Raw genomic sequence first — 24,375 nt, forward strand, 5'->3', positions numbered from 1 at the left:
CTTTGAGCGTGGAACTTAGGGAACTGTTAACCAGCGGGGACCGGAACGACCTCATCATAGGCCGGCGCGGGCCCTTTCCGGGCCGAATCTGCGATCTCACGGGGAAGCGGTGATTCCCGGAGCGATCCGACTCAATATTCCCATTCGGCACCGACACCGACCGCGGCGCTGCCGTCGGCATTGGTTTCGGCCTGGAGCTTCAGCCGCCGAGTCAGGTCGATGCCGACCGAGACACCGCTTTCGGAAGGCTTGGCTCCCGCCTTCACGCCGAGGGTGATGTTGTCGGACAATGCACGCGAGACGCCGACCGTCGGCCCGTCAGGGCCCATCTGGACGTCGAGATTGTCGACCCCGAGCTGGCGCCGCAGCTTCTCGAAGACGTCTTCGCCACCGGCGCCGGAAAACTGCGCCGCGGTCTGGGCGAGCTGCAAGGCCTGGAAAGGCGAGAGCGAGCCGGAGGCGCGTTCGAAGAGCAGCCGCGACAGCACCTCGTCCGGCGGCAGTTCCGGCGAGGAGCTGAAGGTGAATTCCGGCGCCGACGCCTGCCCGCTGACGATGATCCTCGCGGTGACCTCGGCAGCGCGCGTTTCAGCGACGAAATCCAGCTCCGGCATGACGTCACCCGAAAAGGTCACGCGACCGCGGCTGAAATCGAGGCGCTGGCTCAGCACGTTCAGCCGGCCGCGCCGCAGGTCGAACCCGCCGTTCAGTACCGGATTCGCCGAGGTTCCGCCGACGCGCAGCTCACCGCCGAGCTCGGCGTCGATGCCGCGACCGCGGATGAAGACGCGTCCCGGGGCGGAAACCGTGATGTCGAGCGCGGCATCGAAGGCCGGCGCGCGGGCGCCCTTGCGCTGCGCCGCGGCCCGGGCCTTGCGCTGCGCTGCGAGCCGCTGCGCAGCCTGGCCCTTGGCATTGACATGGCGGATGCCGTCGACGGGGCGCAGGCTCGACGGCAGCCGGTCCGGCACGGCAACCTCGATCGAGACCACGCCGATCCGCCCAGCGATTCGCGGGCGCTGCGCCAGCGGTCCGGCGAGATCGAGCCCGAGATCGGCGACCGCGGTCACCAGCCCGTTGGCGACGAGCTGAGCACGCTTGCCCTCGATGCGGATGGTTCCCGGAAAACCCGCCTCCGGATCAAGCCGGACATTGCCGCTGGCCGAGAGCGTGCCGCCGCCCGGGGTCTGGGCCGAGAAACGTTCGATGGCGAGGTCCGGCCCGCGCGCGGCGAGGCGCGCCTCGAGCCTGGTCAGCCTCACACCCTGGAGGGCATCGCTGAAGCTGCCATTGGCGAGCGTCGCACCGCCGGCAAGCTGGGGCGCGGACATCGTTCCGCTGACCCGCATGTCGATGGCGACCTGCCCGGTCAGGTTCCGGCCATCGGCGGCGAGCTGGGTATTGGCCAGCGCAGCATCGACCCGGCCCTGGATGGCGAGATCGAGGGCGCCAGCACCTCCGAGCGGCGCGCTGCCCTTCGCCGTCAAGGCGACGAAGCGACCGGCGTTAAGGCTGGCGTCGAGGCTGGTCTGGCGACCGTTCAGGGTGCCCTGCCCGGCGATCTCGATCGGCGGCAGGCCGGCCTGGCGGGTCTGCGGGGCGACCAGGCGTGCAATCTTCACCCGCCACGGGCCGGTCGGGGCTTCCGGCGTGCCCTTGATCGTTGCCTCAGCGTCGAGCGTGCCGGAGAGGTCGAGCGCCGGTGAGGCAAGCCGCGCGGCCGAGAGCGGCACGTTCTGCGCCTGGAAGCGCAGATCAAGGGTGCGCCCGGCCTCGCCGTCGAACACGATGCGGCCGGCGTCGACGGCGAGGGCGAGATCGCGGATCGCGACGCCGCCATCGGTGGCGGTGAAGCTCGCCGGCTTGGAAAGCGCGATGCGGCGGCCGTCGCGGCTGGCGGTGAAGCTGGCCAGATCGAAGCGCAGCGGCTCGGCGACAGAGAGTCTGCCCTTGGCCGCGAGCGCAAAACCACGGGCGGACGCGTCGAGGCTGATATCGCTGGTCTCGGCGGCGCCCTGCGAAACCAGGCGGATCGCGTTGACCGGCTCGCCGGCGATGACGGCCCGGTCGATCTGGACATTGCCATCGATGCGCGGCTTGCGCAGGGCATCGACGACGGCGAGCGTGGCGTCGAGCTTCTCGAGCGTCAGGCTCGGCGCCGACAGGCGCTGCGCATTGGCCGTGAGGTCGATGTTCTGGCCGCCATTCGGCCGGGCGAGGCGCAGATCGGCGTCGATGCGGCCACCGAGCTTGGCGAGCGCCAGGGCGGAGAGGTCGTCGAGATTGCGGGCGGCGAGCTTCAGAGCGCCTTCGGCGAGATTGGCGGCATCGAGATCGAGCGCGCCGTTCAGCGTGACCGAGCCGATGGCGATGTCGAGCTGCGGCAGGCTCCAGCCGCCGGGATCGCGCTTGGCGAAGCGCACCATGCCGGTCGCCGGTCTGCCTTCGACCTCGCCGGAGAGCTTGGCCTCGCCGGCGAGCGCGCCCTGCAGGTCGCGCAGCACAGCATCGAGCGCCAGACGCGGCACCGGCCGGCCGAGCGCCGTGGCGTTGCTGATTCCGGCGCGCAGCGTCGCATCGAGCTTGTCGAGCGGGCCGGACAGGGTGGCGTCGAAAGCGCCCTGCCCCGACAGCCGGGCGTCGGCGCGACGCAGATCGGGAATCGCGATGTTGGCGCGCAGATCCGAGCCCTGGGCGCCGAGCGCGCCGTCCGCGGCGGCGCTGACATGGGTGCCGGCGATGCGCAGGCCGTTGACGATGACCCCACGACCACCCGGCAGCCGGACTTCGCCGCCAAGCGTCAGCTTGCCGGCCAGCAGGCGATCGAGCGCCGCCTGGTCGAGGCCGAGCGCCTCGGCCGAACCGTCGAGCTTCACCGCATAGCTCTTGAGATGCGGCTCGGCATCGATCGCGGCGGCGACGGTCGCCGCCCCCTTGAGCTTGCGCTCGGCCAGGCCACTGAGGCGGGAGAGGTCGGGCAAGCGCGCCTGGGCCTTGCCGAGAATGCGCTTGGGGCCGAGCTGGCCGACATAATCGAGCTCGGCACCGCCGAAGGCGAGCTTCAGCGTCTCGAACGCGCCGCCGCCTTCGCTGGCAGTGCCGCGCAAGGTGAAACGGACACGGTCGCCGACGAAGCGCGCGAGCGCGGCATCGGCGAGCGCAATTCCGGAGGCCTCGCCATCGGAAACCAGAACCGTCCGGGTCGCGGGATCGCCGAGCGGGCCGCTCGGCGTCGCGGTGAAGGTCAGGCCGAGCTTGCCGAGCTTGCCGGCCGGCACCGAGGCGCCCTCGGCCTGCAGGCTGGCATCCACGCGCGGCCCGGCAGCCGGCCCCTGAATCCTGGCGTCGAAGGCGAGCTTGGCGATCTCGGCGCCCGAGGCGACGGTGCGGCCCTCGGCATTGGGCCGGGCCGCCGCCGTCACCGTGAAATCGAGATTCTTGTCGGCGCTGTAGAGGCCCTTCACATCGAGCCTGGCCAGGGCCGAGACCAGCGCCAGCTCCTCGACCGCAACCGCGCCGTCATCGGCGAAGCCGACCGCGCCGTCGAGCCGGGTCGAGCCCTGGAAGACCGGTGCGACCGGCGCCGGCATCAGGCCGGCGATACGGGAATCGAGCGCGAGCAGCAGGCGGCGACCGGCGCCGCGGCGCGAAAGGTCGGCGGTGCCGTCGGCGCCGATGGTCGGCCCGGCATTGAAGGCGAGCGTCGCCTTGAAGCGGTCGAGCGGGCCGTCGCCGGAAAGGTCGAGCTTGACCGGAGGGCGATCGGGCAGATCGGCGATGGTCGACAGCAGGCCGCCCTCCGGCTCGTCGAGCTTGACCGCCAATTGGAGCTGCGTCGTCTGCGGCACGAAACGCAGATTGACGTCGAGACTGCCGCCCATGTCGAGCCGGCGCCCGGCGAGGCGCAGATCGAGCCCCTCATTGGGCGGGCCGAGCCGCGCGGCGCCGTTGGCCGTGAGCCGTGCCGGCGCGCCGATCACGGTCGGCCCGAGCGCCAGTTCGCCGAGCTGGAAGGCCTCGATGACCACCTTCAGCGGCAGTTCGGGCAAAAGCGGCCCGTCACTGGCCTGGGCGGCCGCGGCGGCCGGATCCGGCAGCGGCCTGCGCAGGATCTCGAGCTTGCCGATCTCGAGCCGGTTGACCTCGAGCCGGCGCAGCAGGAGCGCGCTTCGCGTCCAGCTCAGGCGCGCCCGGTCGAGACGAAGCCAGGGGCCGTCGCGGTCGGAGATGACGATGTCGCGGATCGTCGCGTCGGAAGACAGCGCGCCGTCGACGGCGCCGATCGAGACCTGGCTGCCATCGGTCGAGAGCGCCTTGGAGATCAGATCGGCGAGGACGCCGCGCTCGCCGGCGTTCTGGGCGAAGCCGCCGAGGCCGGAGAGCAGCATGGCGCCTGCGGCGATGAGCAGTGCCGCGATGGCGCCGAGCAGCTTTGGGAAACGGAGCGCGCCCATCAGAAGGCCTGCCCGATGCTGATGTAGAGAGCGACGGGCTTGTCGCCCTTGCGCGGGTTGAGCGGGGCCGCGACGTCGACGCGGATCGGCCCGATCGGCGTATAATAACGCAGGCCGAGCCCGGCGGCGAGTTGCAGCCGCTCCTTGAAGTTCGGCACCTGCGATTCGAAGGCCATGCCGGCGTCGAAGAAGGGCACGATACCGATCGTGTTGGTGATCTTGATGCGCGCCTCGGCCGAAGCCTCGAACAGGCTGCGCCCGCCGGTGAGGTGATCGAGCGGCCCGAGCGGCGACAATGTGCGGTAGGCGTAGCCGCGCACCGAACCGCCGCCGCCGGCATAGAAGCGCCGCGTCGCCGGGATATCGCCGAGGTCGGCACCGGCGATCGAACCGAGCCCGATCCGGCCGGCGAGAACATAGCGGCTGTCCTCGTCGAGCGAGTAATAGCCGGACAGCGAAGCCTTGCTCTGCAGGAAGGGGGCATCCGTGTCGCCGAAGGCGGCATAGGGTGCGACCGAGGCGGTGAGGCGGATGCCACGCGTCGGATCGAGCAGGCTGTCGGTGGAATCATAGCGCAGCGAGAGCGGCACGCCGGCGATCAGATAGTCGACCTGGCCAAGCACGTCGCTGGTCTGCCCGCGCTCGACCTCGAGCCCGGCCTGGACCGAGAAGCTGTCGCTGAAGCGATGGCGGATGCTGGCGGTTCCGTTGACGTAGCGGGCGGTGTAGCCGCCATAGCGGTTGGTGCCGACGCGCTCGCGCGTGCCGACCGCATCGATCAGCAGATCGTTGCGGCTGCCGCCGAGCGCTGGCTTCATGAAGCCGACGGCGAAGCGTCCACCGAGATCGGATGGCAGGAAATCGCCGAAGCGCTGGATCTTGGTGCCGTCGATGCGCGGCGCGAAGAAGAGATCGCCCTCGACGCGCAGCCGCTCAGCCCCGCCGAACAGGTTGCGATGCTCCCAATAGGTCCTCACCGCCGGGCCATCGATGGTCGAGTAGCGCGCGGAGAAGCCGACCACGCGCTTGGGCCGTTCGGAGACCTCGACGAAAATCGGCAGGTTGCCCCGCGCATCGAGGGCCGTGCCCTCGCGCATCCGCACCGCGCCGACGGCAGGAATCGTCGCGATCGACTTGCGGGTATCGGCGAGCTCCTTGGGCGAATAGGGATCGCCGGGCTCGAGATAGATGAAGGAGCGGACCACCGCCTCGGGGATGTCGCCGGTCTCGCCGATGCCGAACTCGCCGAATCCGGCGACCGGACCGGGATCGACGACCAGAGAGACGTCCATGATCTTGGCAGCATGGTCGACCACCGGCCGGATCTCGACAACCTTGGCGAGCGGGCGCGAATGGGCCCGCCAGTAATCGACCAGTGCCGCCTGCGCCGCGCGCAGCGACGCCGAGCTGGCCGGATCGCCCGGCTTCAGCCCCGAGACCTTGGCCGGATCGGCGATGACCGCGGTCGGATCACGCTTCTCGCCGGCTACGATATCGACATTGCGCAGGGTGAAGAGCGGCCCGGGATTGACGGTGACGACGACAGGCGCCGGCGCACGGTTGCGAAAGCGCTCGGCCGCGGCGGCGAAGCCCGGCGGCGGCTCGCCGGCCTGGCTTACGACCGCTCCGTCGACTGCGATGCTGACCTGGGCGTTGAAATAGCCGCGCGCCCAGAGCGCATCGAGCATCGGGTCGATATCGGCGCTGGCCCGGCGCGCCAGCGTATCGCCGTCGGGCGGCGCATCCTGCCTCAGGCGATAGAGGAGCGAGGCATCCTGCAGGTTGCGCGTCAGCGCGCTCGCATCGGGTGCGTCATCGAGCTCGAAGTTCAGCTCATAGGGCAGCGTGGTGGCGCTGACGGCCGGCGGCTTCTCCTTCGAACCGAACAGTCCGAAGACGTCGAGCGAGGACAGGTCGAAGGCACGGGCCGGCGGAGTTTCGGCCACAAGCATCACGACGAAAGCGCACAAGCCCCCGCCCGCAATACCGAGCCCCCTCCTCCGTCTCGACAGCATCAAACCTCCAACGCAACGCGACTAAAATGCAGAAAATGAGTTCATTTTGTGATCCTGCCGCCAGTTGATCACAATTCAACGCTGCCGATCCGCAGCGACAATCCGAGCACCCGCGAGGTAAACGTACCGTTACACCCCCGCAACGGAAGCGCTCGCGGGCATGGCTTCCCGCGAGCGCAAATTGCTTACGCCAGCGCGAAGGAGATCGCCGTGATCGGGTCGAGCCGGGCGATCACCGGGCCGAGCGTCGGCGCGAGCACGCCGCCGCAGAGACTGCCGGTGGTGATGATCTGCCCCGCCTTGAGGCCGCCGAGCGGCGTCTCGGCTGGGCGATTGGCCCAGGCCAGCGCGGTCACCAGCGGATCGCCATTGGCGTGCTCGGCCGGGCGGTCATAGAGGACGTCGCCGTCGAGTTCGACCGTGCAGGTCAGCGAACGGACATCGTCGAAAATGCTGAACGGAACCTCCGGGCCGACGAAATAGCCACCATGGCCGAGCGCATCGGCGAGCCAGAGCGGAAAGGCGACATGAGTCCAGTCGGCGATGCGGCTCTCGACGATCTCGATCCCGACCAGCGCGGCGTCGCAATGCTCGATCAGCTCGGCACGGGTATAGGGGTTGCCCGGCCGCAGCGGCATGTCACGCCCGAGCCGCACCGCGAGCTCGATCTCGACGCGCAGCTCGGCGCCATGGGCGGAGCGATAGGTATCCCCGGACTTCAGATAGGGCCCCGGCATCGGCGCGGCGATCGGCCGGCCGCCCTCGGCGATCGAAACCTTCAAGCCGGCATCGGCATAGCCCATCGCCTTCTGCACCTTGGCCTGCACGGCGAGCGCGGCGTCGATATCGGCCGGGACCGGCAAGGTCGCGATCTCGACCAGGCTGTGGCCGCGGCGGGCGCCGGTCAGCGCCTCGGCAAGGGTGTCAATCGTCGTCGCCATCGTGCTGGGTTCCTGTCGCAGCAGCCTCGTAGGCTTCCTTGGCTACAGCATCGGTCTACGAATGGGAATTCGTCAGGCGCCGGGGCGGCTGCCGCCAGGCGCGGGCCGGCAGCGCGCTAGAACTCATGCGACCGGAACGATCAGAAGAGATTCGATGACCAGATCAGAGAACGACCGCCGCATCGACTATGTCGAATTCGTCGTCGCCAACCTTGCGAGGGCGCGGGCCTTCTACGAGGCCGCCTTCGGCTGGAAGGTGACCGATTACGGCCCGGAATACTGCGCCTTCTCCGATGGCCGCCTGGAAGGCGGCTTCACCACGCAGGGCACGCCGAGGCCGGGCGGGCCGCTGGTCATCCTCTATGCGGACGACCTTTCCGCCGCCCAGGCCTCGATAGAGGCCGCCGGTGGACGGATCGTGCGGCCGGCCTTCGGCTTTCCCGGCGGCCGACGCTTCCACTTCGCCGATCCGGACGGCTATGAGCTCGCGGTCTGGACGAAGGGCTGACGTCGCGCCGTCGTTCCCAGGCGAAACCTCTGGGTCCGCCCCTCGATCGAATTCTGAGGCGCGGACCCGGGAACCTCGTTCAGGGGAGGCTCGGGCCAAGCCCGGGCCTGACGAGGGACCTTGGCCTCACTTGCCCCAGCGCAGGGCCAGCGGATCGAGTTCGCGCGCGAGTTCGATCAGGCCCTCGCGGGTCTTCGGGTGCAGCGGCACCAGCGGATGGCGGACGGCCTCGCTCTTGATCACGCCGCCTTCCTTCATCAGCGCCTTGGTGGCGCGCAGGCCGCATTGGCGGTTCTCGAAATTGATGATCGGCAGGACGTCGCGATAGAGCCCGGCGGCCTTTTTGCGGTCGCCCGCGGCATGCGCCGTGACGATCGGCTTGATCAGGTCTGGGATCATGGCCGAGGTCATCGTCCCGGTGGCGCCGGCGTCGAGATCGGCCATCAGCGTGATCGCCTCCTCACCGTCGAACGGCCCGACGACCGCCTTGCCGCCGGCCTCGATCAGGGCGCGTAGCTTGTTGGCGGTACCCGCGATCTCGATCTTGAAATAGCAGACGAGCGGAACCGCCTTCGCCAGCCGGACCATGAAGGGCACGCTCATATTGACGCCGGCGAGCGGCGCGTCCTGCAGGATGATCGGCAGGCCGCTGGCGTCGGCGACATGCGCGAAATGCTCGATCATGCCGTCCTCGTCGGCCTTGAGCAGGGCGCCGTGATAGGGCGGCATCATCATCAGCATCTTGGCGCCGGCATCGGCGGCGGCCTTGGCGCGCTGGGCGGCGATGCGGGTCGAGAAATGCGAGGTGGTGACGATCACCGGCACACGGCCCGCGACCTGCTCGATCGAGAGCAGCATCACCTGATGGCGCTCCTCATCCGTCAGCAGAAACTGCTCGGAATAGTTGGCGAGGATGCAGATGCCGTCGACGCCCTGGTCGATCATCAGATCCATGACGCGCCTGTTACCCTCGATGTCGAGGTCGCCATTGTCGTGGAAGATCGTCGGCGCGATCGGGAAAATGCCCTTGTAGACTTCGGTCATGGCAGGACTCTCTGCGGCGGTGGAGCCGTCAGGCCTTGGCGGCCCGGGCGGTCGCAAGCTTGCGAATGCCGCGCCTGGCCGAGCCCAACAGCGGGAAGAGGAGGAGAGAAAGCGCGATCGCCATCAGCGACCCGACCAGCGGATTCGACCAGAAGATCGAAAGCGAGCCCTGCGAGAAGATCATCGACTGGCGGAAGGCGTCCTCCGCCTTGTCGCCGATGACCATGGCGAGAACCAGCGGCGCGATCGGATAATCGAGCTTCTTGAAGAAGTAGCCGACCAGGCCGAAGGCCAGCGCGAGCCAGATGTCGAATTCCTTGCTGGCCACCGTATAGGCGCCGATGAAGCAGACCACGACGATGGCCGGGCCGATGATCGAGAACGGAATGCGCAGGATCGAGGCGAAGAGCGGCACGGTGGCGAGCACGACGATAACGGCGACGACGTTGCCGAGATACATCGAGGCGATCAGGCCCCAGACGAAGTCGGGACGCTCGACGAACAGCATCGGGCCGGGGTTGAGGCCCCAGATCATCAACCCGCCCATCATCACCGCTGCGGTCGCCGAGCCGGGAATGCCGAGCGCCAGCATCGGCAGCATGGCGGCGGAGCCGGCAGCATGGTCCGCCGTCTCGGGCGAGATCACGCCCTCGGGCTCGCCCTTGCCGAATTTCTCGGGGGTGCGCGAGGAGCGCTTGGCCATCGCGTAGCTCATGAAGGAGGCCGCCGTCGGCCCGCCCGGCGTGATGCCCATCCAGATGCCGATGATGCTGGAACGCAGCAGCGCGAACCAGTAGCGCGGCAGCTTGAGCGCGGTCAGAAGCACGTCGCGGGGACGCACCTTGGCCTTGACGCCGTCGAAGCGCAGCCCCTCCTCCATGGTCTGGAGCAGTTCGCCGAGGCCGAACAGGCCGATCACCGCGATCAGGAAGCTGACGCCGGCGAGCAGCACGTCGAACTCATAGGTCAGGCGGACATTGCCGGAGACCGAGTCCATGCCGATCGTGGCGAAGGCGAAGCCCATCGCCATCGAGACGATCGTCTTGAAGGGCGAAGCGCCGCCGAGGCCGACAAAGCTGGCGAAGGTCATGAAATAGACCGCGAAATACTCCGGCGAGGAGAATTTCAGCGCGAAGCGCGCAACCCAGCCCGAGAGCAGCGTGATCAGAATGACGCCGGCCATGGCGCCGAAGCCGGCCGAGAGGAAGGCGAAGGATAGCGCCTCGGCCGCCCTGCCCTGCTTGGCCATCGGATGGCCGTCGAAGGTGGTGGCGACGGAAGACGGCTCGCCGGGAATGTTGAACAGGACCGAGGTGGTCGAGCCGCCGAACAGCGCGCCCCAATAAAGCGAGGTCAAGAGGATGATCGCCGAGACCGGGTCCATGGTGAAGGTCAGCGGCAGCATCAGCGAGACGCCGTTCGGGGCGCCGAGCCCGGGCAGCACGCCGACGAGGATGCCGAGCAGCACGCCGGCCATCATCAGAGCGATGTGATGAGCGGTCAGCGCGACTTCGAAACCGTGGAGGAGCGAGGCGAAGTTTTCCATGGGGTGTCCGGCTCGCGAAGGTCAGAGGCCGAGCATCGTCTCGACAGGCCCCTTGAGCAGGGAGACCTGGGCGAACTTCTCGAGGCCGAAATAGAAGAAGGCGGCGGTACCGAAGGCGGTCGCAAGCGTCGGCAACCAGCCGAAGCGCCCCTGGAAGCGCATCGCGAAGACGAGATAGAGGACCATCGCGACATACATGCCGAGCGTCACGCTGAGCACGATGAAGGCGAGCATCGGCAGGAAGAAGGAGATGACCCGCTTGGCCTGCTCGCGGTCGAGGAAGCTGTCGGCCAGCGCGGCCGAACCACCCAGCCTGCGACCGACGGTGGATACCAGCGTTCCGAGACTGGCGAGCGCGATGAGCAGGCCGCAATAGAAGGGAAAGGCGCCCGGCTGCGGACCGGAGGAATCCCAGCCGATTCCGAATTCGCGCGCGCCGTTGACGATGACCAGCCCGAAGGCGAGCGTCGCCAGGGCTGTCCCGATTTCGGCCTGGAAGCGGGTGATCATCGACAGCCTTCCATCCCTGGTGATTTTTGCGACGGGAAGCGGGCTCGAAGGCCCGCTTCCCGGAGTTCGTCTCGGGCTCGACCCGGCTGCCGAAACGCCTTGGCCCCTTAGGCCAGCGGGCCGTCCCGTCAGCGGCGGGTCAGTTGACGACCCAGCCTTCGTTCTTGAAGGTCTTGGCGTTGGCCGCCTCGTCCTTGGCGACGAAGTCGGTCAGTTCCTTGCCCTTCATGAAGCGGGCGGTCTGCGCGGTGCGGGCGACGAACTCGGCCCATTCCGGGGTCTTGCTGACCTTCTCCATGACGTCGGCATAGAAGCCGACCGCATCGGCCGGAACCTCGGCCGGCAGCCAGACGGTACGCGGCATCTGGAAGGATTCGAGCGGCAGACCGGCTTCCTTGCAAGTCGGGATGTCGCCCCAGCCCTTGCCGTTGTGGACCGGCTCACCCTTGGCGAGACGCACCGGCGAGAAGACGCAGAGCGGCTTGACCTGGCCGGCCTTCCACTGGCCGATATTCTCGTTCGGGTTGTTGGTGTTGGAGTCGACATGGCCGCCCGCAAGCTGGGTCGCGGCCGCGCCGCCACCCTGGAAGGGCACATAGATCCACTTGGCGCCGGTGGCGTCCTGGATCATCGCGGTCAGCGTCTGGTCGGTGTCCTTGGACTGGCTGCCGGCCATCTTGAAGCTGCCGGGCTTGGCCTTCACCGCGTCGATATAGGCCTTGGCATCGTTATAGGGCGAGTTGCCGTTGACCCAGATCAGGAACTCGTCGAGCGCCAGAGCGGCGACCGGGGTGAGATCGGAGAATTTGTAGCCGAGCTTGGCGACGTAGGGCAGCAGATAGGCGTTGTTGGTGCCGAAGACGACCTTGTGGGCATCGCCCTTGCCGCCCTTGCCATAGATGAAGGCCTCGGCGCCGCTGCCACCGCCCTTGTTGAGCACCACGATCGGCTGCTCGACCAGCTTGTGCTTGGTGATGATCGACTGAATGACGCGCGCGAAATTGTCGGTGCCGCCGCCCGGCCCCGAGGCCACGACGAATTCGATCGGCTTGGTCGGCTGCCAGGCCTGGGCCGGCATCGCCATCGCGAAGGACGCGGCGACGAAGCTCGCCGCGATCGTGAACTTCTTCATGCTGTTCTCTCCCTTGCTTCAACTGATCGGGCGGCTCTTATGTGGCCGCCCTGCCGGAGTTTCCTCAGGCCGCGGTCTTGCGCGCCGCCCTTCCCTCGCTCGCCATCTTGATGGCCAGCGACAATGCCGCCCGGCAAGCGCCGAGATTGGCGATGCCCTTGCCGGCGATCTCATAGGCCGTGCCATGAGCCGGCGTGCAGATCGGGAACGGGAAACCGCCGATCAGGGTGACGCCGCGATCGAAGCCCATCAGCTTCATCGCGATCTGGCCCTGGTCGTGATACATCGTCAGGACGGCGTCGAAATCGCCATTCTTGGCACGCAGGAACACCGTATCGGACGGGAACGGCCCCTCGACCGTGTAGCCCTTGGCCTGTGCCGTCTTCACCGCCGGCTCGATCGTGTCGACCTCGTCGCGGCCGAAATTACCGCCGTCGCCGGCATGCGGATTGATGCCAGCGACCGCGATGCGCGGCGGATTGAAGCCGGCGGCGCGCAGATTCTTGTCGGCGAGGTCGAGCGCCCGCAGGATGCGCTCCTGGGTGATGTTGTTCGCGACCTCCGACAGCGGGATATGCGAGGTGACCCGGCAGTTCCAGAGCTCGTCGAGCACGTTGAACTCGCTCGCCGGACCTTCGAAGGCGATCGCATCGCGCACGAAGCGGATCTCGTCGTCATAGCCCGGATAGGCGAAGCGCATCGCCGCCTTGTTGAAGGGCGTGAAGAACACCGCATCGGCCTTGCCGGCAGCGGCGAGCTGCAGGGCCCGGCGGAAATTATCGGTCGCCGCCTTGCCGCCGGCGAGCGTCGCCTTGCCGCGCTGGAGATCGGCAGGATCATGGTTGGCGAGATCGACGAAGACCGGCTTGCCGGCAGCGGCCGGCAGCGCATCGCCTTCCTTGACGACATGCAGATCGGGCGCCAGCCCGGCATCGGCAGCGCCGAGCTGGAAAAGGCGGAAATCACCGAAAACCACGTAACGCGCGGCGGAGCGCAGATCGGGCTCGGCAAGAATGCGCGCAGTGAGCTCGGGGCTGATGCCGGACGGATCGCCCATGGCGACTGCAATAACCGGCAGGGCGTTCTTCGCCTCAGTTTCCAAGGAATCCTCCCGTAATCCGGTCATAGGCCGGCAATCTGGCATGGGCCTAACATGCGCCCAATGGCTAGGCAAGTATTCTGTATGCAGCATAATCAATGTGACATAAGATGCTCCTGGAAAGGTACCTTCGACCGGCGCCCTCTGTCCGGAAGCTGGCGTTTCCACAAGTTTCCATGACCTGGGCGCCGCAGCATCGGCCATGCCGAGCGGAGGCCGCGTTGACATGGCGAAAACGCCATGCGGTACAGGACGATTGAGAAGGAGCGTCGATGACGAGCGGAGTCGGGACGTTGAGCGAAGCGTCGGAAGCCTATCCGCGCATTCAGCGCCGGACCTTGCACGACGAGGTGCTCGAGCGCATGCGCGACATGATCATCGAGGGCACCCTCGCGCCGGGCCAGCGCATCAATGAGGGGCTGATCGGGGCACAGCTCGGCGTTTCGCGCACACCGCTGCGCGAGGCGATCAAGACGCTGGCCAGCGAAGGCCTGGTCGAGATCCAGCCGGCCAAGGGCGCGATCGTTCGCAAATTCAGCTCGACCGATATGCGCAACATCCTCGAAGTGCTGAAGAATCTCGAGCAGCTCGGCGGACGTACGGCCTGCGAGAACGCCTCGGACGAGACGATCGCGGCGATCCGGGCTCTGCACGATGCGATGATGGAACAATATCGCGTCCGGAACCGGCTCGAATATTTCAAGCTCAATCAGGCGATCCATTCCGCGATCGTGGCCGCGTCCGGCAATGACGTGCTGATGGAAATGCACGGCACCCTCCAGGCCCGGATCAAGCGGCTGCGCTTCATCGGCAATGAGGGTCCGGACAAATGGGCCGGAGCCGTCGCCGAGCACGAGGCGATGATCGAGGCGCTGGAAAAGCGCGACGCCGAGGCGCTGACCGAGGTCATCCGCCTGCATATGGACTCGACGCGGCTGCGGGTCTGGGACGTCCTCTGAACCGGCGCCCGGCTTCCTTCCCGGGACCGGAGCCGAACGCTCTGGCCAGATGCCTTGCATCGACACTCACAGCAGCGAGTTCGGGCTTCAGGCGACAGCCGGGCCGGCCAGCACCGCGCAGGGCGAAGCCGCTCCGCCAGAGGATGTGGCCTGCTCAGCCTGCGCCGGAGGTCAGCGCGCCTTGACAGTCCTTTCGCCCTCGCCTCCGCTGGCAGCAAGAAGGCGAGCGGGAGGAAGCGCGGGCCATGCTGACGCTGCGCCAGATCGAGGTGATCCGGGCCATCATGATCACCGGCACGATTGCGGGCGCGGCGAAACTGCTCAACGTCTCGGCTCCCGGCATCAGCCGGCTGATGAAGCACACCGAGCGGACCTTCCGCCTCAAGCTGTTCGAGCGCCGGCACGGACGCTATGTGCCGACGCCTGAGGCCAACGACATCTTCGAGCAGATCAACGGCGTCTACCAGAAGGTCGACGACCTCCACTACACCCTGGCGCGGATCGAGCGCGGCGACGGCGTCGAGCTACGGCTCGGCTCGGTGCCCAGCATCTGCAACGTCATGGTGCCACGGGCGATCGAACGCCTGAAGCGCAAGCATCCGGACCTGCGCATCGAGATCAACATCCTCAAGATCGAGGAAGCGCTCGACTATCTCCTGCTCGGCAAGGGCGAGATCGCGGCGATGAGCTACCGGCTTGACCATCCGGGCCTCGACTTCATCCCGCTGGCGATGGGCGAACTGTTTTGCATCGTGCCTGAAGGCCATGCGCTCGCCGGGCGCGCCAGCGTCTCGGCCAGCGAGATCGTCGCGCACCCGCTGATCGGCATCGACCCGAACGACCCTTACGGCCGGATCATGAGCGAGATCTTCGTGCGCAGCGGGCTCAGCTTCGAAATGGCGATCAAGGCGCGCTTCGGCACCACCGTCTGCGCGCTGGTCAAGGCCGGGCTCGGCATCGCGATCATCGACCAGTTCACCGTCGCGCATGGCGCAATGCCGGGGGTCGCGGCGATCCCGATCGAGGAACCGACCCAGTTCCAGACCTATGTCGCGATCAAGAAGGACAAGGCCCCGTCCCTCTATGCCGAGAGCTTCGTCAAGCTGCTGCGCGAGGAGATGAATGCGGTGGTGATGCCGCTAGGGCATGGCGAGGCCTCGTCTCCACCCAAAAGATAACATCGAGTTAGGTAGATGCGATGGATTGGTTATCGCGTTAGGGCGCTCGTTCAGCTTATCTTTCGTCAGCGCGCAGCCCGCCAAGACGGGCGCGCCGGGAAGGGACGGACATGCCGGCAAGCGTCAACGCCAGGAAAGCCAAGCGGGTGCTGCTCGCGCTGATCGGCTATCCGATCGCCCATTCGGCGACGCCGGCGATGCAGGAGGCGGCGGCGCGCGCCGCCGGCTTCGAGGCGCATTACCACCTGATCGAGGTCGAAGGCGCGCAGCGCGACGACCTCGCCGCCATGCTCGAGGGCGTGCGCCGGCTCGGCTTCTCCGGCATCAACGTCACCTACCCCTACAAGGAAGCGGTCGTGCCGCTGCTCGACGCGCTTTCGCCGGAGGCCGCGGCGATGGGGGCCGTCAACACCATCACCGTCGCCGATGGCCGGCTCACCGGGCACAACACCGATGCCAGCGGCTTCGCCACGGCCTATCGCAAGCTCGGCCGGAACGACGGCGACAGGCCGGTCGCGATCGTCGGCGCCGGCGGTGTCGGCAAGGCGATAGCCTTCGCGCTGGCCGGCAGCGGCGTCGGGGCCTTGCGGCTCTACGACATCGACCGCGGCAAATGCGAGGCCCTGGCGCAGATGCTCGCCGGCCGCGCCCGAATCGAGATCGCGGCCAGTGCGGCTGCGGCCGCGGAGGGCGCCGCCGGCATCGTCAACGGCACGCCGCTCGGCATGGCGCCGAACCGCGAAATGCCGCTGCCGGCCGGCGTTCTACGAGCATCGCAATGGGTCGCCGATTCCGTCTACCATCCGCTCTGGACACCGCTCATGAAGGCTGCGCAAAGCATTGGCGCGACGGTGATGAGCGGGCGCGAGCTCGCCATCCACCAGGCACTCGACGCCTTCGCGCTGTTCACCGGCGCCGAAGCGTCGGAAAGCGCGATGAGCCGCGCGTTCGACGCCGCGATGGCAGAGCGCGCCGGCGAGCATGCTGCATAAGAAGACGGCCCGGCACGACCGGGGCGACAAGAAACGAAGCTATCGGAGGAGATACAGATCATGAAGTCGCATTGGATCATCGCCGCTGCGCTCAGCGCCGGCATCGCCCTGCCCGCCTCGGCGCAGGACAAGGTCAAGCTGATCAACGTCGTCGAGCTCTCGGGCGCGGGTGCCACGGCCGGCACCAATTTCAAGAACGGAATCGACCTCGCCGTCGCCGAGATCAACGCCAAGGGCGGCCTGCTCGGCAAGCAGATCGAGATCATCCATTACGATACCCAGACCAATCCCGGAAACACCCGCGCCGCCGTGCAGCGCGCCATCGACGAAGGCACCTATGCCGTGCTCGGCCCGGTTTTCTCCGGTCCGATCGGCGCCTCCATGCAGATCGCCCAGCGCGCCGAGATCGCCCAGATCGTCGGCGGCGAGGCCGCCGGCCTGACCAAGCAGGGCAACCAGTATCTGTTCCGGACCTCGCTCAGCCAGGCGGCGGCGATGCCGAAGATCGCCAAATATCTCAAGGACACCGTCAAGGCCGGCTCGGTCGCCGTGGTCTGGGTCAACAACGACTTCGGCAAGGGCGGCCGCGACGCGATCATCCCCGAACTCGAGAAGGCCGGAATCAAGGTCGCCGCCGACGTCTCGACCGAGCAGGGCCAGGCCGATTTCTCGGCCGACGCGATCAAGATCAAGAACGCCAATGCCGACGCGGTCTTCGTCTATCTCAACGAGGAGGAGAGCGCCCGCTTCCTGCGCGCCGCCAAGCAGCAGGGCGTCAACAAGCCGATGGTCGGCGAGACGACGCTGCTCGGTGCCAAGGTGATCGAGCTCGCCGGCGAGGCTGCCAATGGCGCCAAGGGCCATGTCGGCCTGTCGATCGACGCGCCGATCCCGGCCTTCCAGGAATTCGGCAAGAAGTTCCAAGCCAAGTACAACTACGCTTCCGACCATAACGGCATGAAGGGCTATATGGGCGTCTACATGATCAAGTGGGCGACCGAGAAGCAGAAGAAATTCGACAAGAAGGGCCTCGCCGACACGCTGCGCGGCGCCACGATCAAGCCCTCGGAAGAGCCCGGCATCCTGATGGAGACCACCATCGAGAAGAACGGCGATCTCGATCGCGAGAGCTTCCTCGCCGAGGTCAAGGACGGCAAGCAGGTGATCACGGCGACGCTGCCGAAGATCAACCCGTAACAGCGGGGAGCCGCATCGTCATTGCGAGCGGCAGACAGGACAAGCGTGGGGAACCCCTCTCCCGAATGGGGGAGGGGCAGGGGTGAGGGACCGCGGCCGATCGTGAAGGCGCTACGGCTTCGTTGCGCCCTCTGTGGTTAGGGCAGGCCCTCATCCCTGCCCTTCTCCCACACGGGAGAAGGGTTCCCCGCGGATGTTCCACCCGTCGGCATCTTCTGGAAAGCCTTGGCTAAAACGAGCTTTCCAGTCCACGGCCCAACACCGAGCGAGAACACCGCCATGGCCGAATTCATCGCCTATCTCATCGCCGGCGTCGCTACGGGCGCGATCTACGCCCTCGCCGCCATCGGCTTCACTCTGGTCTGGCAGACCTCGCAGACCATCAACTTCGCCCAGGGCGAGTTCGTGATGCTGCCGGCGGTGCTGGTCCTGCTGGCGATCAAGCTGTTCAGCGCGCCGATCTGGCTCGCGGCGATCATCGGCATCGCGGCCTTCATCCTGATCTTCGGCGTCGGCTTCAAGATCGCCGTGGTCGACCCGATGATCCGCCATGGCGTGCTGCCCCTCGCCATCGCCACCATGGCGCTCTCGATCATCATGAAGGAAGGCGCCAAGGACGGCTTCTCGGCCGAGGCCCAGAACTTTCCCTCCTTCGTGCCGACCGACACGCTCTCTATCTTCGGCGCGGCGATCTCGCTGCAGCACCTCGCCATCATCGCCGTCGCCTTCGCCGTGATCGGCGCGCTGCAATGGTTCGTCGGCGGCACGAGGCTCGGCCGCCAGATGCAGGCGACGGCGCAGAACCCGACGGTGGCGCGTATCCTCGGCATTCCGGTCGAGCGCATGGTGCTTTTGACCTTCGTGATCAATGCGGCGCTCGCCGTCGTCGCCTCGGTGCTGATCTCGCCGATCTATCTGGCAAAATTCTCGAATGGCGAGGTGATCGGCCTGTTCGCCTTCATCGCCGCCATCGTCGGCGGCTTCAACCAGGTGCGCGGCGCGCTGGTCGGCGGCCTGATCGTCGGCATCGTCGACAGTCTCGCGGCCGGCTACTTTTCGAGCCAGTACAAGCTCGCCGTGCCGCTGGTCCTGCTGATCATCATCATCCTGCTCAAGCCGGAAGGCCTGATGGGCCGGAGAGAGGAGCGCCGCGTATGACCGCGCCCGCAAGCCGCGCCGCCGTCCGCACAGCACCGAGCCGCGCACCCGCCCTCGGCGGTTTCGCCGACGGCACGCTGATCACCCTCGCGCTCGGCGCCGTCATCCTCTGGTTCGTCCCCTCCGGCATGGGCCGCTACGGCACCTATGTGCTCTCGCTCTGGCTGGTGATGGCGATCGCCGTGATGGGGCTCAATCTGACGCTCGGCTATGCCGGCCTGAAATCGCTGGCGCAGGCCGCCTTCATGGGCATCGGCGCCTATATCACCGCGCTCCTCACCACCAAGACCGGCATCTCCTGGTATGCAGCCTTCGCGATCTCCGGCATCGCAACCTTCGCGGTCGGCCTCCTGCTCGGCTTCCCGGCGCTCAGGGTCAAGGCGCATTACCTCGCCTTCGTGACGCTCGCCTTCTCGACGCTGGTCTGGCTGGTGATGCGCAACGAGCAATGGCTGACCGGCGGCGTCTTCGGGCTCTCCAACATCCCGCGGCCCTCGCTGTTCGGCTTCAAGCTCGACGGGGCGCTCGCTTTCCACCGCTTCGTGGTGGTCGTCACCTTCCTGCTCGCCGTGCTGCTCTGGTGGATGATCCGCTCGCCCTGGGGCCGGGCCTTCACGGCGCTGCGCGAGAACCCGATCCGGGCGGCGAGCCTCGGCATCGACACGCGCATGTATACGCTGCTCGCCTTCGCGATCGGCTCGGCCTATGCCGGCTTCGCCGGCGCTCTCTACGCCCCGCTGGTCGAGTTCATCGACCCCTCGCCCTTCTCGCTGTCGCAGAGCTTCTTCCTGCTGCTGATGGTGGTGGCGGGCGGCGCCGGCTATCTGCTCGGACCGTTCATCGGCGCGCTGCTCGGCGTCGTGCTGCCGGAATGGCTGCGCTTTGCCGGCTCGCTCTACCTGATCATCTTCGCCGCCATCGTGATGCTGCTCCTGATCGCCTGCCCGCAAGGGATGAGCGGGCTGATCGAACGCGGCTGGGCCTGGATCACCGGCCGGAACAAGGCGGGAGGCGGCCGATGAGCCAGGTGCTGGAAGTCACCAACCTCCACAAGGCCTTCGGCGGCATCAAGGCGGTGAACGGGGTTTCGTTCTCGGTCAATGAAGGCGAGATCCTCGGCATCATCGGCCCCAATGGCTGCGGCAAGTCGACCCTGTTCAACTGCATCCTCGGCCAGCTCGAGCCGACCGAGGGCACGGTGAAGCTCGACGGGCTGGATGTCACCAATATGCGCCCCTCCGAGCTCAATCGGCTCGGCGTCAGCCGCACCTTCCAGCTGCTGCAGGTCTTCCCCGAGCTCACCGTGCGCGAGAACCTGATCCTCGCCGGACAGGAGCATCAGGGCTCGATGCTGTCGCGCTTCTTCGGCGCCCGCGATGCCGGGCTCGGCGAGGCCGCCGACCGGATGATCAGCTTCTTCAAGCTCGGTCATCTGATCGACGCCAAGGCCGGCGGGCTCTCCTATGGCCAACAGAAGCTGCTCGACGCCGCCATGGCCTTCATGGCCGGGCCGCGGCTGGTGCTGCTCGACGAGCCGGCCGGCGGGGTCAACCTGACCATGCTCGGCGACCTGAAGGAGCGCCTGCGGGCCATCAATGCCGAGCAGGGTTCGACCTTCGTGGTCATCGAGCACAACATGGACTTCGTGATGTCGCTGTGCACGCGCGTTCTCGTGCTGGCCGAGGGCAAGGTGCTGGCGGAAGGCACGCCGGCCGAGGTCCGCGCCAATCCGTCGGTGATCGAAGCCTATCTGGGGCATTGAGGAGCGATCCATGACCCCCCCCATCCTCGAGCTCGACGGCGTGGTCGGCGGCTACGGCGCCATGACCATCCTCAACGGCACGACATTCAAGGTTCGCCGCGCCGCGATCACCACCGTGATCGGCCCGAACGGCGCCGGCAAATCGACGGTGTTCAAGGCGATCTTTGGCCTGCTCAAGGTCCGCGAGGGCCACATCCGGCTCGATGGCCGCGACATCACCAACTGGAACCAGCGCAAGCTGCTGGAAGCCGGGATCTGCTATGTCCCGCAGGGCCGCAACATCTTCCCCGAGCTCTCGGTGCGCCACAATATCGAGCTCGGCAGCGTCGCCGCGGGCGCCGGCATCACCGACATGCCCAGGCGCCTGGAAGCGGCGCTCGACCGTTTTCCGGCGCTCCGCCGCAAGGCCGACCAGCAGGCTTCGACCCTGTCCGGCGGCGAGCAGAAGCAGCTCGAAATCGTCCGCGGCCTGCTGCTCGACCCGCAGCTCGTGCTGATCGACGAGCCCTCGATCGGGCTCTCGCCGATGATGGTGCAGGAGACCTTCGGCATCCTGAAGGACCTGCGCGCGAAGGGCGTCACCATCCTGATGGTCGAGCAGAACGCCCGCTCGGCGCTGGAAATCTCCGACGAAGGCCTCGTGCTCGAACTCGGCCAGACCAGGATGCAGGGCCCGGCCGCCGAGATCCTCGCCGATCCCCGCGTCGGCCAGCTCTTCCTCGGCGGCGCGATGACGGACGCGGCATGACGATGCCCTGGCCCTCCTCACCCCTCATCCTGAGGAGCCGCGCAGCGGCGTCTCGAAGGATGATCGCGAGGGGCACCGGAGCCACGATCTGGAGCATCCTTCGAGACGCGATCCCAATGGGATCGCTCCTCAGGATGAGGGTTTCATTTTCGACCAGCTGAGGACAGTCATGAACCCGACCTCGATCGCCACCGTCTCGATCAGCGGCGACCTCGCCGAGAAGCTGACGGCGATCGCCGCCGCCGGCTTCGACGGCATCGAGGTCTTCGAGAACGACTTCCTGAGTTTCGATGGCGGACCCCGCGATGTCGGGCGGATGGTCGCCGACCTCGGCCTGAAGATCTACGCATTCCAGCCCTTCCGCGATTTCGAGGGCATGCCGGAGCCGCTGCGGGCCCGGACCTTCGCGCGTGCCGGCCGCAAGTTCGAGGTGATGAACGAGCTCGGCGCCGAGCTGATGCTGATCTGCTCGAACGTCTCGCCGCAATCCCAGGGCGGCATCGACCGGGCCGCCGCCGATTTCGCCGAGCTCGGCGATCTCGCGAAAAAGCACGGCGTCAGGGTCGGCTATGAGGCGCTGGCCTGGGGCCGGCACGTCAACGACTACCGCGATGCCTGGGAGATCGTCCGCCGCGCCAATCATGAGCGCATCGGCCTGATCCTCGATTCCTTCCACACCCTGGCCCGACGCTCGCCGCTGGAGCCGATCGCCAGCATCCCGGGCGACCGGATCTTCCTAGTCCAGCTCGCCGATGCGCCGAAGCTCGACATGGACGTGCTGAGCTGGAGCCGGCATTTCCGCAACTTTCCCGGCCAGGGCGACCTCGACGTCGCCGGCTTCGTCAGAGCTGTCGCGGCGACCGGCTATTCCGGTCCGCTCTCGCTGGAGATCTTCAACGACCAGTTCCGCGCGGGATCGACCAAGCGCCTCGCCACCGATGGGCTGCGTTCGCTGATCCAACTCGGCGACAAGGTCGCCCGGCTGGAGGCGCCGGCCAGGGCCGAGATGCCGGACCGCTCGCCCTGCCTCGCTGTCGAGTTCATCGAGTTCGCGCTCGACGAGGAGCCGGCACATGAACTCGCCGCGCTCTTCACCGCCCTCGGATTCCATCAGAGCGGCACGCATCGCAGCAAGGCGGTGACCCGCTGGAGCCAGGGCGGCGTCAACCTGATCATCAACACCGAGAAGGACGGTTTCGCGCAGTCGCATGCGATCATGCATGGTCCGGGCGTCTGCGCGCTGGCGCTGCGTGTCGCCGATGTCGAGGCGACGATGGCGCGGGCGCGAGCGCTGAAGGTGCCGACCTTCGAGCAGCGGGTCGGCCCCGGTGAGATGGAAATCCCGGCGATCCGCGGCGTCGGCGGCAGCCTGATCTACTTCACCGAGCCGAAGGGGGAGCGCTCGCAGAGCTGGGAGAACGACTTCCTGCCGGTCGAGGACGACAGCGACCGCCCTGCCCTGCTTACCGGCGTCGACCATATCTCGCAGTCGATGGACTATGACGAGATGCTGTCCTGGCTGCTGTTCTATACCTCGCTGTTCGCGCTGGAGCGGATCCCGCAGCTCGCCATCGCCGACCCCGCCGGCCTCGTCGAGAGCCGGCCGCTGGTCAATGCGGATGGCAGCCTGCGCTTCATCCTCAACGGCTCGCAGGCGACGCGGACCCTGTCGTCGCGCTTCGTCTCGGAGCATTTCGGCTCCGGCGTCCAACACATCGCCTTCTCGGCGCCGGACATCTTCGCGGCGGTGACGGCGATGCGCGAGGCGGGCCTATCCTTCCTCGACATCCCCGAGAACTATTACGACGACCTCGAAGCCCGTTACGACCTCGATCCCGCCTTCCTCGACCGTCTGCGCGAGCACCACATCCTCTACGACCGCGATGGCGAGGCCGAGTTCCTGCAGGTCTACACCCATGTCTTCGCGCAGCGCTTCTTCTTCGAGATCGTCGAGCGCCGCGGCGGCTATTCGGGCTTCGGCGCGGTCAACGCGCCGGTCCGGCTCGCCGCCCAGGCGCGCGAGGCACGGCCCGTGACCGTGCCCCGCCCGCTGCGAGAGGATTAGCTCGTCAGCACCACCTTGCCGACGACGCGGCCGCTTTCGAGCAGCTCATGGGCCTCGGCGATGCGCTCCAGCGGGAAGCGTATCGCCACATCATGGCTGAGCCAGCCCTGGCGCAGCCCCTCGCCGATCGCGGCGGCGGCCGCGTCATGCGCCGCCTCGTCCATGACATAGACGAGCACGCAGCGGATCGTCGCGTCGAGCGTGATCAGCGGCCAGAACGGCAGGGCCGGCTCCGGGATCGCGTCGGAGGCGTAGGTCGCGACCACACCCCGCGGCGCCAGCACCTGCATCGTCACCTCGAGATTGTCGCCGAAGGCCACGTCGACGACGCGATGAACGCCGCGCTCCGTACCGGTGAAGGCGCGGATGCCGGCGGGCAGGTCGTCGCTCAGGCGGTTGAGCACGAGATCGGCGCCCGCCGCCCTGGCCGAGCGCGCCTGCTCTTCCCGGCTGACCGTGGCGATCACCCGCGCCCCGCCCTGCTTGGCAAACTGGATCGCATAACGGCCGACAGCACCGGCGCCGCCTGTGACGAGGACGACCTTGCCGGTGACCGGCCCGTCGGCAAAGACGCAGCGATGCGCCGTCATCGCCGGCACGCCGAGGCAGGCCCCCTCCTCGAAGGAGACGCTATCCGGCAGCGGCTGGACCTGCCGCGCCGGCAGCGCGACATACTCCGCCGCCCCGCCGAAAGGGCGGCCGAGCGCCGCCTCGTAGAACCAGACCCGCTCGCCGACACGGTGCTCCAGCTCCGGCGAGCCAGCCGCGACCACCTCCCCCGCGCCGTCCTGATGCGGGATTATCAGCGGGAACGGCATCTGGTCGCGGCCGAGCCAGCCGGCACGCGCCTTCCAATCCGACGGATTGATGCCGCTGGCACGGACACTGACCAGCAACTCGCCCGGTCCTGGCGCCGGATCGGGCCGCTCACCCAGTTGCAGGACCGCGCTCGCCGGCCCCTTGCGCTCGTACCATGCCGCTTTCATCGCCGTGCTCCTGCATAATTGCGAAAGCAGGCAAATGCCGTCATAGCTCGCATTGTACAAGTACGTACAAAAGAAGCATGT

Annotated in this window: 19 protein-coding genes; 10 read left to right on the forward strand and 9 right to left on the reverse strand. The window is 67.4% G+C overall.

Annotated elements, in window-relative coordinates:
• Nucleotides 1-131 precede the first annotated feature (131 nt).
• From ACWGRX_RS14670 to ACWGRX_RS14680, 3 genes are all read right to left on the reverse strand, one after another.
• A complete protein-coding gene (locus ACWGRX_RS14670) occupies nucleotides 132-4,454 on the reverse strand; it encodes a translocation/assembly module TamB domain-containing protein (RefSeq protein WP_452118130.1) in 4,323 nt (1,440 codons plus the stop codon).
• Nucleotides 4,454-6,406 carry an autotransporter assembly complex protein TamA gene (locus ACWGRX_RS14675; RefSeq protein ID WP_452118220.1) on the reverse strand — a complete coding sequence of 651 codons (1,953 nt, stop codon included), beginning with the start codon at nucleotides 6,404-6,406 and terminating at the stop codon, nucleotides 4,454-4,456. Before ACWGRX_RS14675 ends, ACWGRX_RS14670 begins: the two co-directional genes overlap by 1 nt.
• A 248-nt stretch (nucleotides 6,407-6,654) precedes the next feature.
• Nucleotides 6,655-7,410: a fumarylacetoacetate hydrolase family protein gene (locus ACWGRX_RS14680; RefSeq protein ID WP_452118131.1), complete on the reverse strand. Its 756-nt coding sequence runs from the start codon at nucleotides 7,408-7,410 to the stop codon at nucleotides 6,655-6,657.
• A gap of 154 nt (nucleotides 7,411-7,564) precedes the next feature.
• Here ACWGRX_RS14680 and ACWGRX_RS14685 point away from each other — a divergent pair, with 154 nt between their 5' ends.
• Nucleotides 7,565-7,918 carry a VOC family protein gene (locus ACWGRX_RS14685; RefSeq protein ID WP_452118132.1) on the forward strand — a complete coding sequence of 118 codons (354 nt, stop codon included), beginning with the start codon at nucleotides 7,565-7,567 and terminating at the stop codon, nucleotides 7,916-7,918.
• Nucleotides 7,919-8,044: 126 nt separating this feature from the next.
• On the opposite strand, the gene ACWGRX_RS14690 is transcribed toward ACWGRX_RS14685, so the two are convergent.
• From ACWGRX_RS14690 to ACWGRX_RS14710, 5 genes are all read right to left on the reverse strand, one after another.
• Nucleotides 8,045-8,962 (reverse strand): dihydrodipicolinate synthase family protein, encoded by a 918-nt coding sequence (locus ACWGRX_RS14690; protein ID WP_452118133.1) that lies wholly within the window; start codon nucleotides 8,960-8,962, stop codon nucleotides 8,045-8,047.
• 28 nt (nucleotides 8,963-8,990) lie between these two features.
• Nucleotides 8,991-10,508: a tripartite tricarboxylate transporter permease gene (locus ACWGRX_RS14695; RefSeq protein ID WP_452118134.1), complete on the reverse strand. Its 1,518-nt coding sequence runs from the start codon at nucleotides 10,506-10,508 to the stop codon at nucleotides 8,991-8,993.
• A gap of 21 nt (nucleotides 10,509-10,529) precedes the next feature.
• Nucleotides 10,530-11,018 carry a tripartite tricarboxylate transporter TctB family protein gene (locus tag ACWGRX_RS14700; RefSeq protein WP_291639507.1) on the reverse strand — a complete coding sequence of 163 codons (489 nt, stop codon included), beginning with the start codon at nucleotides 11,016-11,018 and terminating at the stop codon, nucleotides 10,530-10,532.
• A gap of 139 nt (nucleotides 11,019-11,157) precedes the next feature.
• Complete coding sequence (locus ACWGRX_RS14705) at nucleotides 11,158-12,150, reverse strand: Bug family tripartite tricarboxylate transporter substrate binding protein (RefSeq protein WP_452118135.1); 993 nt, start codon at nucleotides 12,148-12,150, stop codon at nucleotides 11,158-11,160.
• A 64-nt stretch (nucleotides 12,151-12,214) separates the two neighbouring features.
• The gene (locus ACWGRX_RS14710; RefSeq protein WP_452118221.1) at nucleotides 12,215-13,207 is read right to left on the reverse strand and encodes a 4-hydroxythreonine-4-phosphate dehydrogenase PdxA; all 993 of its coding nucleotides are present in this window, start codon (nucleotides 13,205-13,207) and stop codon (nucleotides 12,215-12,217) included.
• 314 nt (nucleotides 13,208-13,521) lie between these two features.
• Between ACWGRX_RS14710 and ACWGRX_RS14715 the strand changes: the two genes are divergently transcribed.
• The 9 genes from ACWGRX_RS14715 to ACWGRX_RS14755 all read left to right on the forward strand — a co-directional run bounded on the left by ACWGRX_RS14715 (nucleotide 13,522) and on the right by ACWGRX_RS14755 (nucleotide 23,308).
• The gene (locus tag ACWGRX_RS14715; protein ID WP_291639503.1) at nucleotides 13,522-14,208 is read left to right on the forward strand and encodes a GntR family transcriptional regulator; all 687 of its coding nucleotides are present in this window, start codon (nucleotides 13,522-13,524) and stop codon (nucleotides 14,206-14,208) included.
• Nucleotides 14,209-14,453: 245 nt separating this feature from the next.
• Nucleotides 14,454-15,386: a LysR family transcriptional regulator gene (locus ACWGRX_RS14720; RefSeq protein WP_452118136.1), complete on the forward strand. Its 933-nt coding sequence runs from the start codon at nucleotides 14,454-14,456 to the stop codon at nucleotides 15,384-15,386.
• Nucleotides 15,387-15,496: 110 nt separating this feature from the next.
• A complete protein-coding gene (locus ACWGRX_RS14725; protein WP_452118137.1) occupies nucleotides 15,497-16,378 on the forward strand; it encodes a shikimate dehydrogenase in 882 nt (293 codons plus the stop codon).
• A 60-nt stretch (nucleotides 16,379-16,438) separates the two neighbouring features.
• Nucleotides 16,439-17,575 carry an ABC transporter substrate-binding protein gene (locus ACWGRX_RS14730; protein WP_291639497.1) on the forward strand — a complete coding sequence of 379 codons (1,137 nt, stop codon included), beginning with the start codon at nucleotides 16,439-16,441 and terminating at the stop codon, nucleotides 17,573-17,575.
• A 279-nt stretch (nucleotides 17,576-17,854) separates the two neighbouring features.
• On the forward strand, nucleotides 17,855-18,733 hold the full coding sequence (locus ACWGRX_RS14735) for a branched-chain amino acid ABC transporter permease (RefSeq protein ID WP_452118138.1): 879 nt from the start codon (nucleotides 17,855-17,857) through the stop codon (nucleotides 18,731-18,733).
• A complete protein-coding gene (locus ACWGRX_RS14740) occupies nucleotides 18,730-19,755 on the forward strand; it encodes a branched-chain amino acid ABC transporter permease (RefSeq protein ID WP_452118139.1) in 1,026 nt (341 codons plus the stop codon). The genes ACWGRX_RS14735 and ACWGRX_RS14740 overlap by 4 nt, the downstream gene beginning before the upstream one ends.
• A complete protein-coding gene (locus ACWGRX_RS14745; RefSeq protein WP_452118140.1) occupies nucleotides 19,752-20,495 on the forward strand; it encodes an ABC transporter ATP-binding protein in 744 nt (247 codons plus the stop codon). Before ACWGRX_RS14740 ends, ACWGRX_RS14745 begins: the two co-directional genes overlap by 4 nt.
• A 10-nt stretch (nucleotides 20,496-20,505) precedes the next feature.
• Nucleotides 20,506-21,243 (forward strand): ABC transporter ATP-binding protein, encoded by a 738-nt coding sequence (locus tag ACWGRX_RS14750; protein WP_452118141.1) that lies wholly within the window; start codon nucleotides 20,506-20,508, stop codon nucleotides 21,241-21,243.
• A gap of 169 nt (nucleotides 21,244-21,412) precedes the next feature.
• Complete coding sequence (locus ACWGRX_RS14755) at nucleotides 21,413-23,308, forward strand: bifunctional sugar phosphate isomerase/epimerase/4-hydroxyphenylpyruvate dioxygenase family protein (RefSeq protein WP_452118142.1); 1,896 nt, start codon at nucleotides 21,413-21,415, stop codon at nucleotides 23,306-23,308.
• Here the strand turns inward: ACWGRX_RS14755 and ACWGRX_RS14760 are convergent.
• Nucleotides 23,305-24,294 carry an NADPH:quinone reductase gene (locus ACWGRX_RS14760; protein ID WP_452118143.1) on the reverse strand — a complete coding sequence of 330 codons (990 nt, stop codon included), beginning with the start codon at nucleotides 24,292-24,294 and terminating at the stop codon, nucleotides 23,305-23,307. The genes ACWGRX_RS14755 and ACWGRX_RS14760 overlap by 4 nt on opposite strands.
• Between the last annotated feature and the right edge of the window lie 81 nt (nucleotides 24,295-24,375).

It is taken from the genome of Allobosea sp. NPDC055594 (assembly GCF_053618995.1).

Bases quoted from the DNA above. Each gene is read 5' to 3' on its own strand.
- ACWGRX_RS14670 (WP_452118130.1), bottom strand. From the start codon at position 4,454: ATGGGCGCGCTCCGTTTCCCAAAGCTGCTCGGCGCCATCGCGGCACTG.
- ACWGRX_RS14675 (WP_452118220.1), bottom strand. From the start codon at position 6,406: ATGCTTGTGGCCGAAACTCCGCCGGCCCGTGCCTTCGACCTGTCCTCG.
- ACWGRX_RS14680 (WP_452118131.1), bottom strand. From the start codon at position 7,410: ATGGCGACGACGATTGACACCCTTGCCGAGGCGCTGACCGGCGCCCGC.
- ACWGRX_RS14685 (WP_452118132.1), top strand. From the start codon at position 7,565: ATGACCAGATCAGAGAACGACCGCCGCATCGACTATGTCGAATTCGTC.
- ACWGRX_RS14690 (WP_452118133.1), bottom strand. From the start codon at position 8,962: ATGACCGAAGTCTACAAGGGCATTTTCCCGATCGCGCCGACGATCTTC.
- ACWGRX_RS14695 (WP_452118134.1), bottom strand. From the start codon at position 10,508: ATGGAAAACTTCGCCTCGCTCCTCCACGGTTTCGAAGTCGCGCTGACC.
- ACWGRX_RS14700 (WP_291639507.1), bottom strand. From the start codon at position 11,018: ATGATCACCCGCTTCCAGGCCGAAATCGGGACAGCCCTGGCGACGCTC.
- ACWGRX_RS14705 (WP_452118135.1), bottom strand. From the start codon at position 12,150: ATGAAGAAGTTCACGATCGCGGCGAGCTTCGTCGCCGCGTCCTTCGCG.
- ACWGRX_RS14710 (WP_452118221.1), bottom strand. From the start codon at position 13,207: ATGGGCGATCCGTCCGGCATCAGCCCCGAGCTCACTGCGCGCATTCTT.
- ACWGRX_RS14715 (WP_291639503.1), top strand. From the start codon at position 13,522: ATGACGAGCGGAGTCGGGACGTTGAGCGAAGCGTCGGAAGCCTATCCG.
- ACWGRX_RS14720 (WP_452118136.1), top strand. From the start codon at position 14,454: ATGCTGACGCTGCGCCAGATCGAGGTGATCCGGGCCATCATGATCACC.
- ACWGRX_RS14725 (WP_452118137.1), top strand. From the start codon at position 15,497: ATGCCGGCAAGCGTCAACGCCAGGAAAGCCAAGCGGGTGCTGCTCGCG.
- ACWGRX_RS14730 (WP_291639497.1), top strand. From the start codon at position 16,439: ATGAAGTCGCATTGGATCATCGCCGCTGCGCTCAGCGCCGGCATCGCC.
- ACWGRX_RS14735 (WP_452118138.1), top strand. From the start codon at position 17,855: ATGGCCGAATTCATCGCCTATCTCATCGCCGGCGTCGCTACGGGCGCG.
- ACWGRX_RS14740 (WP_452118139.1), top strand. From the start codon at position 18,730: ATGACCGCGCCCGCAAGCCGCGCCGCCGTCCGCACAGCACCGAGCCGC.
- ACWGRX_RS14745 (WP_452118140.1), top strand. From the start codon at position 19,752: ATGAGCCAGGTGCTGGAAGTCACCAACCTCCACAAGGCCTTCGGCGGC.
- ACWGRX_RS14750 (WP_452118141.1), top strand. From the start codon at position 20,506: ATGACCCCCCCCATCCTCGAGCTCGACGGCGTGGTCGGCGGCTACGGC.
- ACWGRX_RS14755 (WP_452118142.1), top strand. From the start codon at position 21,413: ATGAACCCGACCTCGATCGCCACCGTCTCGATCAGCGGCGACCTCGCC.
- ACWGRX_RS14760 (WP_452118143.1), bottom strand. From the start codon at position 24,294: ATGAAAGCGGCATGGTACGAGCGCAAGGGGCCGGCGAGCGCGGTCCTG.